Annotated in this window: 10 protein-coding genes and 1 pseudogene; 5 read left to right on the forward strand and 6 right to left on the reverse strand. The window is 77.5% G+C overall.

Translation table 11 applies throughout. The annotated features are described in order from the left end of the window. Window positions 1-394, forward strand: a pseudogene (locus ABZW03_RS26735) (hypothetical protein); the annotation flags it as partial. Beyond that, window positions 301-1512, forward strand: a complete 1212-nt coding sequence (locus ABZW03_RS26740; RefSeq protein WP_355263254.1) for a glycosyltransferase family 4 protein — start codon at window positions 301-303, stop codon at window positions 1510-1512. The pseudogene ABZW03_RS26735 and the gene ABZW03_RS26740, both read left to right, overlap by 94 nt. Here the strand turns inward: ABZW03_RS26740 and ABZW03_RS26745 are convergent. The 4 genes from ABZW03_RS26745 to ABZW03_RS26760 all read right to left on the reverse strand — a co-directional run bounded on the left by ABZW03_RS26745 (window position 1484) and on the right by ABZW03_RS26760 (window position 4877). Continuing rightward, window positions 1484-1846 carry a hypothetical protein gene (locus ABZW03_RS26745; protein ID WP_355263256.1) on the reverse strand — a complete coding sequence of 121 codons (363 nt, stop codon included), beginning with the start codon at window positions 1844-1846 and terminating at the stop codon, window positions 1484-1486. The genes ABZW03_RS26740 and ABZW03_RS26745 overlap by 29 nt on opposite strands. A 67-nt stretch (window positions 1847-1913) precedes the next feature. After that, window positions 1914-2570: a response regulator transcription factor gene (locus ABZW03_RS26750; RefSeq protein ID WP_355263259.1), complete on the reverse strand. Its 657-nt coding sequence runs from the start codon at window positions 2568-2570 to the stop codon at window positions 1914-1916. Then, entirely contained in the window at window positions 2555-3934 is a 1380-nt protein-coding gene (locus ABZW03_RS26755) for a sensor domain-containing protein (protein ID WP_355263262.1), read from the reverse strand. The genes ABZW03_RS26750 and ABZW03_RS26755 overlap by 16 nt, the downstream gene beginning before the upstream one ends. A 10-nt stretch (window positions 3935-3944) precedes the next feature. Continuing rightward, window positions 3945-4877, reverse strand: a complete 933-nt coding sequence (locus tag ABZW03_RS26760; protein WP_355263265.1) for a DMT family transporter — start codon at window positions 4875-4877, stop codon at window positions 3945-3947. A gap of 123 nt (window positions 4878-5000) precedes the next feature. On the opposite strand from ABZW03_RS26760, the gene ABZW03_RS26765 reads away from it, so the two are divergent. From ABZW03_RS26765 to ABZW03_RS26775, 3 genes are all read left to right on the forward strand, one after another. Beyond that, window positions 5001-5963 (forward strand): LysR substrate-binding domain-containing protein, encoded by a 963-nt coding sequence (locus ABZW03_RS26765; RefSeq protein ID WP_355263268.1) that lies wholly within the window; start codon window positions 5001-5003, stop codon window positions 5961-5963. Between the two features lie 306 nt (window positions 5964-6269). Beyond that, window positions 6270-7937 (forward strand): translation initiation factor 2, encoded by a 1668-nt coding sequence (locus tag ABZW03_RS26770; protein ID WP_355263280.1) that lies wholly within the window; start codon window positions 6270-6272, stop codon window positions 7935-7937. 110 nt (window positions 7938-8047) lie between these two features. Then, a complete protein-coding gene (locus ABZW03_RS26775; RefSeq protein WP_355263271.1) occupies window positions 8048-8311 on the forward strand; it encodes a hypothetical protein in 264 nt (87 codons plus the stop codon). 1 nt (window position 8312) lies between these two features. On the opposite strand, the gene ABZW03_RS26780 is transcribed toward ABZW03_RS26775, so the two are convergent. Together ABZW03_RS26780 and ABZW03_RS26785 are read right to left on the reverse strand one after the other, a co-directional pair. Next, complete coding sequence (locus tag ABZW03_RS26780) at window positions 8313-10382, reverse strand: NB-ARC domain-containing protein (RefSeq protein ID WP_355263274.1); 2070 nt, start codon at window positions 10380-10382, stop codon at window positions 8313-8315. Window positions 10383-10567: 185 nt separating this feature from the next. Next, the coding region (locus ABZW03_RS26785; protein WP_355263277.1) for a tetratricopeptide repeat protein at window positions 10568-12539 on the reverse strand (1972 nt) is incomplete at its 5' end.

The raw sequence follows: 12539 nt of genomic DNA on the forward strand, positions 1-12539 counted from the left end.
GCTCGCCGTCGGGGTGTCGCTGCTCACCCGCCCGCCCCGCACCGCGGCCGCCGCGGCGCACCGGCTGGCCCTGGGGCTGGCGGCGGCCTTCCTGCTGGCGCCGGCCGGGCGGTTCGGCTACCTCGCGCTGCCGCTCGTCCTCGTCCTGCTCACCCGCCCGCTCACCGCGCGCTCCGTCACCGCTCACTCCGTCACCGCGTACTCCGTTCCGACTCCGAAAGGCCTGCCATGGGCACCACCCTCGTCGTCACCAACGACTTCCCGCCGCGCCAGGGCGGCATCGAAACCTTCGTCAAAGCCATGGCCGACCGCGTCCCCGGCCACGACGTCGTGGTCTACACCTCGGCCGAACCCGGCGCGGAGCGCCACGACGCCGCTCTCCCCTACCCGGTGATCCGCGACCGCGCCCGCACCCTGCTGCCGACCCCGCGGGCCGTCCGCCGGGCCGCCGGGATCGCCCGGGAGCACGGCTGCGACCGGGTCTGGTTCGGCGCGGCCGCACCGCTCGCCGCGATGACGCCCGGCCTGCGGCGGCTGGCACCCGGCATCCGCCGCACCGTCGCCACCACGCACGGCCACGAGATCTGGTGGGCCCGCGTCCCGGGCGCCCGCGGGCTGCTGCGCCGGATCGGCCGCAGCACGGACGTGGTGACCTACCTGGGCGGGTACACCCGCGCCCGGATCGCCCCGGCGCTCGGACCGGACGCCCGGCTGGCGCGACTGGTCCCGGGGGTCGACCCGGCGGTCTTCCGGCCGACCGACCACCCTGCGCGGGCCGGTGCGGAGACCCCGGCCGGTACGGGGAGCCCGGTGGTCCTCTGCGTGGCGCGGCTCGTCCCGCGCAAGGGCCAGGACGTACTGATCCGCGCCCTGCCCGCGGTCCGCCGGGCCGTCCCCGGGACCACCCTGGTGCTGGTCGGCCGGGGCCCCGACGAGGAGCGGCTGCGGCGCCTCGCCCGCCGGCTCACCGAGCCGGGCGCCGTGGTGTTCACCGGCGGCCTCGACCACGCCGGGACGGCCGTCCACTACGCCGGGGCGGACGTCTTCGCGATGCCGTGCCGCACCCGGCGGCTGGGGCTGGAGGCCGAGGGCCTCGGCATCGTCTACCTGGAGGCGGCCGCGGCCGGACTCCCGGTGGTGGCCGGCCGCTCCGGCGGCGCCCCGGACACCGTCCTGGACGGCGTCACCGGCACGGTCGTCGACGGCCGCTCACCCGCCGAGGTGGCCGCCGCCCTGACCCGGATCCTGCTCGCCCCGCCCGCCGAGCGCGCCCGGACGGGGGCGGCCGGGCGGCGCTGGGCCGAGGAGCACTGGACCTGGGAGGCCTCGGCCCGGCGGCTCACGGCGCTGCTCGACCCCGACGTTCCGCTGCCCGAACCCGAAGCGCCCCTGCTCGACCTCGGCCTTCCCCTGCCCGCCCCCGACGTTCCCCTGCTCGACCTCGACCCGCCCCTGCCGGGCTCGGCCACGCCGGGCCCCCCGGTCACTCCGACTGCCCCCGCAGGTGCCTGACCAGCCGGGCGATCGCGGGCGCCCCGCCGTTGGCCCGGACGGCCGTCACCCAGTTCCGCGCCTGGCCCGGCAGGTCGTCCCGGCCCGGGCAGGAGAAGCTGAACAGCCAGACGTGGGCGGACAGATCGCGCTCCGGCAGCGCCCGCCACTCCTCGCCGCCGGCCTCGGTCAGCACGTCCAGGCAGGACGCCAGCGCCCGGTCGCCGTCCCCGCCCCACTCCTGCCGCAGCCACAGCAGGAAGTTCGCCTGGGCCGTGGTGCTGTCGTCCTTGCTGGCCTCGCCCTTGAGCAGTCGGTTGACGATCGCGCTCTGCGGTTCCCGTGTCCTCGCCATGGCACCATCGTTCCGGCCGGACGACCGCCGTGACAAGGGGGAGACGTGTCACCCGCGGGCGGGGACGTCACTCCCCCCGCAGGTGGGCCAGCACCGCGAGCACCCGCCGGTTGCCCTCCGTCGGGTCCAGGTCCAGCTTCATGAAGATGTTCCCGCAGTGCTTCACCACCGATGCCTCGGTGATGCTCAACCGGCCCGCCACCGCCTGGTTGTTGAGGCCCTCGGCGATCAGCGCGAGCACCTCGCGCTCGCGCGGGGTGAGGCGGGCCAGCGGGCGGTCGGCGGACTGGCCGCGCAGCAGCACCCGGACCACCTCCGGGTCGATCACCGTCTCCCCGCCGGCGACCCGCCGCAGCGCGTCCAGGAAGTCCGCGACGTCGCCGACCCGGTCCTTCAACAGGTAGCCCAGACCGGCCGGTTGGGCGCCGGCGGCGGCGAGCAGCCGGGTGGCGTACGGGGTCGCCACGTACTGGGAGAGGACCAGGACGGGCAGGCCCGGGTGGCGCTCGCGCAGGGCGAGGGCGGCGCGCAGGCCCTCGTCGCTGTGGTCGGGGGGCATCCGGACGTCGGTGACCACGATGTCCGGCCGGTCGGCGTCGACGGCCGCGGCCAGCGCCCCCGCGTCGCCGACGGCGGCGGTCACCCGGTGGCCGCCGAGGGCGAGGAGTTCGACCAGCCCGGCGCGCAGCAGCACCGCGTCCTCGGCGATCACGACCCGGAGCACGGGACCTCCAGCCGCAGCGTCGTCGGGCCGCCCGTCGGGCTCGTCACCATCAGCCGTCCTCTCAGCAGTGCCACCCGGTCGGCGAGTCCCGCCAGTCCGGCCCCGGCGGCCGGGTCCGCCCCGCCGCGGCCGTCGTCGGTCACCTGGACGACCAGCCGGCCGTGCGCGACCCGCCCGTGGACGGTGATCGCGGTGGCGCCGCTGTGCTTGGCGGCATTGGTGAGCGCCTCGGTGACGGTGAAGTAGGCGGTGGTCTCCACCGGGGCGGGCAGCCGCTCCGGGAGCTCGATGTCGGTGGCCACCGGGATCGGGTGGCGCTGCGCGACCTCGTCGACGGCCGCGGCGAGCCCGTGGTCGGTGAGCACCTGGGGGTGGATGCCGCGCACCAGCCCGCGCAGCTGCTCCAGCGCCTGCCGGGCCTCGCCGCGCGCCCGGGCGACGAGTTCGGCGGCCCGGTCCTCGCGGGCGTCACGGTCCGCACGGGCGTCACGGCCGTCGCGGGCGTCACCGGCCGCCCCGGGCTCCGCCGCCCGGCCGCGCAGCTCGTACTCGGCGAGCCCGAGGGTCATGCTGAGCGCGACCAGCTGCTGCTGCGCCCCGTCGTGCAGGTCGCGCTCGATCCGGCGCCGCTCGGCCTCGAAGGCGTCGGCCAACCGGGCCCGGGAGCGGGTGAGTTCGAGCACCTGACGGCCGAGGTCGTCGTCCCGGGGCCCGAGCAGGTAGCGGGCCAGCGCGACCTCGGCGGCGGTCAGCAGCGCCCCGGTGTACGCGCAGAGCAGCAGGCCGGCCAGCCCGGCGGCGGTGAACGGCAGGGCGGCGAACGGCCCGGGGACGGCGTGCCCGGGGATCAGCATCACGGTCTCCGGGGCGAGCGCCCACACCACCAGCGGGGAGAGCACGTACAGGCCGGAGAACACCAGCAGCGCGGTGAAGCCGAGCGAGGCGGCGGCCAGCACCGTCGAGGCGAGGACGGCGTGGGCGAGTTCGCGCCGGGTGGCCCGCTCGCGCAACCGGGTGCGGATCCGGGCCCGGCGGCCCGCCCCGGGCAGGCTGCGGTGCGGGTCGGGCACCGGGACCGGCTCGACCAGCCGCAGCCGCCACCGGGCCGCGGCGCCGGTCGGGATGCCGATGAGCACCAGGCCGACCAGCACCGGCATGCCGACGCCGACCACCCACAGGCCCAGGCCGAGCACCAGCAGCACCGCGAGGACCACCAGGAGCACCGGCCCGAGCAGCGCACTGGTCAGCAGGTACGCCCAGCAGCGCGGCACCCAGCGGGTGAACGGGAAGCGCAGCGGATCCGCCCACAGCGCCTCGCGCACGGACGCCGGACGCCGCTCCCCCTCACCGCTCCCCTCGCTCATCCGGTCCACCCTAACCGACGGGCTGACGGCCCCTCGGGGCTTCCGTCGGGACCGTGGCCCGGGCCCTGCGCGGCCTGGTCAGGGCGACGGCGGCGATCACCAGCGCGCCGCCGGCCAGGGCGTTCCAGCCGACCGGCTCGGCGAGGAGCGCGGCCCCGAGCGCGGTGGACCACAGCGGCGTCACATAGGTGACCGCGGAGGCCACCGTCGTGCCGGCCGACCGGACCAGGGCCAGGTTGAGCAGGTAGGCCAGGCCCGTACCGAGCGCGCCGAGCACCAGCAGGGCGGCCGCCGCGGCGGCACCGGGCCAGTGCGGGGCGCCCGCGACCAGCGGGGCGATCAGGGCCGACTCGGCGGCGGCGCAGCCGATCTGCAGGGCGGAGAGGGTGGTCACCGACTCCGGCCGGCCGGACAGGAAGCGGCGCAGGTAGGCGAAGCCCGCGCCGTAGCAGCAGGTGGCGGCCAGGCAGGCCAGGGCGCCGACGGTCACGCCGGAGCCGAGGCCGCGCCAGACCCCGAGCACGGTGAGCACACCGACGAACCCGAGCCCGAGACCGGCCAGCCGGCGGGCGTCCGGGCGGCGCTCCTCGGGCACCACGAGCACCGCGAACAACAGGGTGAACAGCGGGGTGGTCGCGTTCACCACCCCGGCCAGCACCGAGCTGACCCGGGTCTCGCCGAAGGAGAACAGGGTGAACGGCACGACGTTGAGCAGCAGCGCGACCACCGCCGAGTGCCCCCACAGCGCCCGGTCGCGCGGGGCCCGGCCGCCGCGCAGCAGCAGGACGGCCCACAGGGTGGCCGCGCCCAGCAGGCAGCGCCACAGCGCCACCCAGACCGGCGGCACTCCCGCGTCGACCGCCACCTTGATCAGGGCGAAGCTCGCGCCCCAGATCGCCGACAGCGCCGTGAAGCCCGGCAGCCAGCGCCGCACCCCCACCACCTCCGTTCTCCCTCGCGTCTGCGGACGGCGCGCCTCTGGACAGCGCGCCTTCTGGACAGAGCGTGGCCCGACACCGGAGCATGAGTCCAACAAGTGGAACTGCACCTGAGATGAGGAAGTCTCATGACCTCGGACGTCAACCTGGCCCAGCTCAGGGCGCTGGTCGCGGTCGCCGACACCGGCGGCTTCGGCGCCGCCGCCGACGAGCTGGGCATCAGCCAGTCCGCGGTCTCGCACGCCGTCGCCGCGCTGGAGCGCACCCTCGGCGCGCCCGTGCTGCGGCGCGGCAGCCCGTGCCGCCCCACCCCGCTGGGCGAGCAGGTCCTGCCGCACGCCCGGACCGCCGTCACCTCGGCCACCGCCGTGCGCGCGATCGCCGACCGGCACGCCGGCGGACCGAGCGGCACGGTACGGCTGGCGGCGCCGACCACCGTCTGCCAGGGGCTGCTGCCCGGACTGCTGAACGACTGGCGGGCGGCCTACCCGCAGGTGACCGTCCGGGTCTTCGAGGGCGAGGACGACGAGCTGGCGGCCTGGCTGGAGGCGGGCACGGTGGACGCCGCCGTCCTGGTGGACGCCGGACCGCTGCCGCCCGGCGCGGTCGCGCTCGGCGCCGACTCGATGCACGCGCTGCTGCGCCGCGACCACCCGCTCGCGGATCAACCGACCGTCCACGTCGCCGAGTTGGAGGACGACGACTTCCTGCTGTCGGAGGGCGGCTGCGAGCGCCACATCCGCGAGGCCTACCGGCGGGCCGGCGCCCGCTTCACGCCCCGGCACCGCATCCGCGACCTGAACACGCTGATCGGCATGGTGCACGCGGGCGTCGGGGTCTCGGTGATGCCCGCCCTGGCGCTCACCATGCTCCCGGCCGACTGCGTGCTCGTCCCGATCCGCCCCGCCGTCCACCGGACGCTGACGCTGACCGGCCCGACCGGCCGTCCGTGGTCCCCGGCGGTCAGCGGTCTGCTGGCGGGGGTGGCGGCCGGGGCGGTCAGCGGCCTGCCGGCCGGGGCGGGCGCGGGCGGAGCGGGCGCGAGTGGCGTGGGCGCGGGCAGGGCAGGGGCGGGCGCCGTCGGGGCCTGACCTGCTGCGATGCCTCCGGAACCGATCACGTAGATTCGGCTGCGGCTGACGGGGCGTCCGGTGAGGGGGAGAGCGGTGGGGCGGAACTCGCTGATCCACCCCGTTTCCGCGCCCCGGCCGTTACCATCGCCCCTATGCCCCCGCAGGACCACCCCGACCACGCCGAGCCGGTGCCGCCGCACCCTCGACGGGGGGTGCTGAGGTGTGCTACCGGACCCTTGGTCCAGCCAGCCAGCCAGCCAGCCAGCCAGCCAGCCAGCCAGCCACGCCGCCGCGCCGCCGCGCGGGCCGGACGCCCCCGCCGAGGTGCTGTTCGCCGTGCGCTCGGCCGCCGCGCTGCACCGGCTGCTCGACCTGCTGCCCGTCTTCGAGGGTGACGGCCGGGTCCGCTGCCGCTTCACCCTGGTGCCCGGCTCCGACTTCGCCGCCGACGCGCTCGCGGCCGTCGACGCCGCCGGAGCCCGCTGCATCCCGTGGACCGAGGCCCTCGCCACCGCGCACGACCTGATCCTCACCGCCAGCCCCAAGGGCGCGCTCGACGGCCTGCGCGGCCCGCAGGTACTGCTCCCGCACGGCGCGGGCTTCAACAAGGCGCTGGCACGCGAGGGCTCCCCCGAGCTCCCGTCCGGCCTCGACCCGGCGTTCCTGCTCAGCGACGGCCGCCCCACCGCCGCCCTGCACGCCCTCGCCCACCCCGACCAGGTCGAGCAGCTCGCCGCCCGGGTGCCCGGCGCCCGGCGGCACGCCGTGGTCGCCGGGGACCCGACGCTCGACCGGATCCTGGAGTCCCTGGACCGGCGCGACGCCGTCCGCGCCGCGCTCGGCACCGGCGGCCGGCGGCTGGTGGTGCTGTCCTCCACCTGGGGGCCGCAGTCGCTGCTCTCCCGCCGCCCCGACCTGCCCGCCGAACTCGCCGCCCGACTGCCGTACGACGGGTACCAGCTGGCGCTGATCGTCCACCCCAACGAGTACAGCCGGACCGGCGCCTTCGACCTGGCCCGGCGGCTGCGCCCGGCGCTGGACGCGGGGCTGCTGCTCGCGGCGCCGTACGAGGAGTGGGCGGCACTGCTGGTCGCGGCGGACGCGCTGGTCACCGACCACGGCTCGGTGGCGCTCTATGCCGCCGCGCTGGACCTGCCGGTGGTCGCCGCCTGCGACGGCGCGGAGGAACTGGTCCCCGGCAGCCCGATGGCCCGCCTGCTGGCCGCCGTACCGCGCCTGGACCCGGCGGAGCCGGTCCTGCCGCAACGCCCGGGCGGCACCCGCCGGTTCGCCGAGCAGGCCTTCGCGCTCACCGGGCGGTGCCTGGAGACGCTGCGGCCGGAGCTGTACGACCTGCTCGGCCTCGCCCCGCCGCCCCACCCCGTACGGCCGCGCCCGCTCCCGGTGCCCGCACGTGCGCCGTACGCCCCGGCCGCGTTCGCCGTCCGGGCATCGGTGGCGGGCAGGGAGGTCGTCGGCGGGGAGGCTGCCGGTGGGGAGGTTGCCGGCGGGGAGGTCACCGTCGAGCGGCTGCCGCCGTGGACGGAGCCGCCCTTCCACCACCTCGCCGCCGAGTCCGGCCGGGCCGGCACCCGCGCGCTCCGGAGCTCCGCCCTGCTCTACCACCGCGCCGGCGCCCCGGCGGCGGCCGGTTGGCACCACGAGTGCCGGACCGCCGCCGACTGGACGGCCGAGGCCTTCGAGGAGTACCCGGACTGCCGCACGGCCGCGGTGGTCCTCTCCCCCACCACCGCCCTGCTGCGCCGCGACGGCGGCGCCCCGGTCACCGTCCGCGTCGACCCCGACCGCTCCGGCGGGCGGGTGCGCCGCACCGACCCGGCCGCCGCCCTGTCCGCCGTGCACGCCTGGCTCGCCGCCCACCCGGACGCCCTGGGGACGCTCCCCACCACCCTGACCGCCCGCATCGGCGGCGCGGCCCACCGCGTCCGGCTGGCACCCGCCACCGGGGCCGAGGCCTCGTTCCCGGTCTGACAGATGACAGCGGACAGATGACAGATTTCGAAATCTGTTATCTGTCATCTGTTACCTGTCATCCGTCCGCTGTCGATCGTCAGCTGTTCGCCCGCCGACCTCCGCCCCGGGTGCGGGCCGAACCGGACGGCGGCCAACGGGTGTTCACGGCCGGGCGGCTGCGCGCGGAGGAGGCGGTACGCGGGCACGAGGTCGTGGTCGTCGCCACGACCAGCCCGCCCCCGTCCTGGACGCCGACCGGCTCGCGCCCGGAGCGCACGCCCCCCGGGCCGCACGTCTTCCCGGTCGACCGGATGACCGACCTGGGCGCCGCCCTGGCCGGCACCGAGGTCGCCGTCGCCGCCGCACTGTGCGAGCGGGCGCACGGGTCCTGAGCTACCCCCGCAGGCGGTCCGCCTCCGTCCGGTAGCCGGCCGCCGCGGCGTCCTCGCCGAGTTCCCGGTGGAAGTCCGCCAGGGCGTCCAGGACCCGCAGTTCGTCGGCGGCCGAGTTCCGCGCCCGGGCGCCGTCGAGGGCGGCCAGGTAGAGCGGCGCGGCCTCGTCCGTCCGCTCGGCGGCGCGCAGGGCGGTGGCGAGTTCGAAGGCCGTGCGGGAGCTCATCCGCTCGCGGCCGAGGTCGGTGGCGACCTGGTGCGCCTCGCTCAGCAGCGCGACGGCGCGGCCCGGGTCGCCGAGGGCGAGGGCCGCGCGGCCGAGCAGGTAGGTCTGGAGCATCGCGCCGTAGGTGTTGCCGATCGCGAGGTGCTCGGCGCGGGCGGCCTCGAAGTCCGGCACGGCGGCGGCCCAGTCGCCCCGGACGGAGGCCAGCTTGCCGCGGAACTCGACGGCGGAGGCGCGGAGTTTGCGCTCCAGCTCGGTGCCGCCGAGCAGCTCGGCCCGGTTCACCGCGACCCGCAGCGCCTCGGCGGCCTCCGCGTAGCGGCGCTGCTCCCAGAGCGGGCGGGCGAGCTGGCAGCGCATCCGGACCACGGCGAGCGGGTCCTCGGCGCGGTCGGCACCGGCGACGCCGAGGCCGAAGGCGTCGATCACGTCGGTGTAGTGCTGGTGGTCGAGGAAGTGCGTCCACAGCGGCTCGCACAGGGCGACGGCGTCGGCGTCCAGGCCGTCCTCGTACGCGATCCGCACGCAGCCGTACAGGGCGAGGTGCTCGCGCTCCAGCCAGTGCAGGGCCTCGTGCGCGGAGGCGAACGGCAGGTCGGGCGCCTCGGCGAGCCCCGGCTCCTCGACGGCCGGCCGGGCCACCACCAGGCGCGGCCCGGCCGCGACCAGGTCCGCGCGGGCGGCCTGCCGGCGGTACCAGCGGACCAGCCGGCGCCGGGCGGCCGGGACGTCCTCGGCGGCGTCCTCCGCCCGCCGCGACGCGTGCCCGCGGATCAGGTCGTGCAGCCCGCGCCCGTCCGGCCTCGGGAGCAGCAGCCCCGCCTCGTCCAGTTCCTCCAGCGCGTCCTCGGCGCCGCTCGCACCGCCGCCCAGCAGCGCGGCGGCGGCCCCGACCGTGACCACCGGCCCGGGGTGGTGCGGCAGCAGCCGGTACAGCCGGGCCGCCGCGGGGCTCAGGCTCGCGTACGCGGCGTCCCAGACGGCCTCCACCACGGGCACCCCTTCCCGGTCCAGCTCGACGGTCAACTCGTCGATGAGCCGGCGCAGTTCGCGGTGGCGGTAGCGGCGCAGCCAGCGCCCGGCAACGTGCAGCGCGGCGGGCAGCCCGGCGCACCGGCGGGCGAGTTCCGCGGCCGCCTCCGGGTCGGCGGCGAGCCGGGGGTCCGCGGCGAGCCCGGGGGTGGAGACGGTGGCGCGCAGCAGGCCGGTGGCGTCCTCGCCGTCGAGCGGGCCGAGCGGCAGTTCGACGGCGCGGGCGGTGTCGAGGTCGTGGAGGGGGCCGCGACCGGTGACGATGACGATGCCGCCGGCCGAGGAGGGCAGCAGCGGCAGCACCTCGGCGCCGGTGCGGGCGTTGTCCAGGACGAGCACCAGGCGCTTGTCCTGGCTGGCGGTCCAGTAGCGGCGCCGCCGGTCGGCGTAACCGGGCGGGAGCACCGCGTCCGGGTCGAGGCCGAGGGTCAGCTCGCCGAGGGCGTCGGCGGGGTCGACGACGCCCGCGCGCCGCAGGTCGTCCAGGTCGAGGTGGAGGATGCCGTCGGGGCAGCGGCCGAGCCGGCGCAGGGTGCGGGCGAGCTGGAAGCCGAGGGCGGTCTTGCCGACGCCGCCCATGCCGATGAGGGTGACCACCAGCGGGCCACCGGCCGTCGGCGGCTCGGACGTGGCGACGAGGACCCGCTCCTGCTCGTCGGTCCGGTCGGCGAAGTGCGGAAGCTCCGGCGGCAGCTGCCAGGGGACGGCGGGCGGCGCCTGCTGGGTGAGGTTCAGCTGCTCGATGGTGTGCGCCTGAACGACGGTGCCGGCGCGTACCTGACCGTCCACACGGTTGGTGTTCTCCTTGGCCACCCGTCAACTCTAGGGGGTGGCCGTCCGGCGGTGCGGGAGTTCGGCCCCACCGGGCCAGCGGCACCCGAGGCGCGCGGGGGCACTCGTGGCGCCCCCGCGCGCGGGCACAGAACGTCACGCGCGGGCCCGTCAGGTCACTGCCCGGGCCCGGCAGGTCACTGCCCGCCCGGTCACTGCCCGCCCGGTCACTGCCCCGCGAACCGCTCCCGCAGTTCCGCGAGCACCTCCGCCGCCTCCGGCAGCCCGGCCGCCTCGCAGCGCGCGATGCCGGCGGTCAGCCGGGCCACCGCCGCCCCGGTGCGGCCGAGGTCGCTGCCCTCGATCAGCGCCGCCAGCCGGACGGACTCCGCCCGCGGCGACTCGGCCCGCTCGCCGCCCGCCTCGTACGCCGGGATCGCCTGCTCGACCTCCGCCAGCGCCTCCTCGTACCGCCCGGCGACGGCCAGCGAGCGCGCCCGCTCGTAGTGCGAACCACCGCGCAGGTACCAGGAGTTGTACTCCCGGCCGGCCCGCTCGGCGGCCTCGCCGACCGCGTCCGCCTCGGCCACCAGGGCGAGCGCGGCAGCCAGCCCCTCCTCGCCCCGCGCCCGCATGGTCAGCCGGGCCAGCTCCCGCAGGGTGGCGGCCAGCTGGTCCACCTGCGGGCCCTTGCCGTGCGCCTCGCGGGCGCGGGCCAGCGCCGCCTCGGCGGCGTCCCAGCGGTCGGCCTGGGCGAGCGCCAGGGTGGCCTCGCAGGCGACCATGGTGTGGGTCTCCTGGTCCTCCCAGCCGGCCACCGCGTCGGCCAGCCGCAGGTACTCCTCGGCGGCGTCCCGGTACTCCTCCAGCTCGGTCAGGCCCCGGGCGAGGTCCAGCCGGGTCTGGGCGAGCATCCGGACGTCCAGCCGGGCCGCCGACGCGTCCAGCAGCACCGACTCCAGCACGGCCACCGCGTCCGCCGCCCGGCCGGTGTCGCGCAGCACGTCGGCCAGTTGCAGGCGCACCTGGGCGGCCTCCTCGACCGCCTCCGCGCCCTTGCGGTCGTAGCGCGCGGCCGCCTCCGACAGCGCGCGGACCGCCCCGCCGAGGTCGCCGGACCGGAGGCAGGCGTGACCGAGCATCATGTACGTCGGCGCGTACGGGTAGGAGTCGTCGCCCCAGCGCACGGCCTCGGCCAGCGCCCGGTGGAACACCTCGGCCGCCTCGCCCGGCTGCCCGCTCTGCAGCAGCACCTGGCCCAGCAGACCGAGCACCCGCGGGGTGTGCCAGGGCAGCTCGGCGGCGTCCAACCGGGCCAGCACCTCGCGCAGTTCGGCCTCCGCCTCGGGCAGCCGGCCCTCCCGGGCGGCGGCGTCCGCGGTGTACTGCCGGGAGGTGGCGGCCCGCCGCACGGAGCCGAGCTCCTCGGCCGTCCGCCGGTAGTCCCTGACCGCCGCCTCGAAGCGCCCGGCCACCTCGGCGGCGGGCTCGGGCAGCGCCTCGACCAGGTCGTGGTGGGCGGCGTAGGCGCGGGTCTGCAGCACGATCAGGTAATCGTCGTCGGTCAGTTCGCCGCCGGCGCGCAGCTCCTCGGCCCGGGCGAGCGCCGCGTCGAGCGCCGCCCAGTCGGCGGGCCGGGCGGGGCGGCCGTCGGGCTCGCCGCCCTCGCTGCTCCCCTCACCCGGGCCGGCCGGACCGTCCGGGGAGCCGTCGCCGTCGCCCGGGGAGGCCTCGCCGCCACGCGGGGAGCCGTGGTCGTCGGCCGAGGAACCCTCGCCGCCACGCGGGGAGCCCTCGCCGTCCCGCGGGGCTCTCTCGCCGTCCTCGTCCAGGTCCGTGATCAGCGCCCGGGTCCGGCACATCAGCGCCGAGCCGGCCAGCCCCGCCTGCTCGAACAGCTCGGCGGCGGCCAGCAGCCCCGCCTTGCCCTCGGCGGCCGCGTCCCGCTGGAGCGCCTCGTGGGCGCGCTGCTCGGCGAGTTCGGCGCGCAGCCGCTCGGGGCCGCCCAGTTCGGCGCTCTCCGGGTGGACGAAGTCCGCCGCCCCGGCCCGCTCGGCGACCCGCTTCCACAGCCGGTCGGCGTCCGGGTGGCCGAGCACCTCCAGCTCACGGGCCCGCAGCACCAGCATCACCGGCCGCACCGAACTCCACCGCCACCAACGACGGCACACTCTCGCCCAACTCACCGAGATCACCCAC

The sequence above is a fragment of the Kitasatospora sp. NPDC004799 genome, from assembly GCF_040609095.1.
Lineage (GTDB): Bacteria > Actinomycetota > Actinomycetes > Streptomycetales > Streptomycetaceae > Kitasatospora.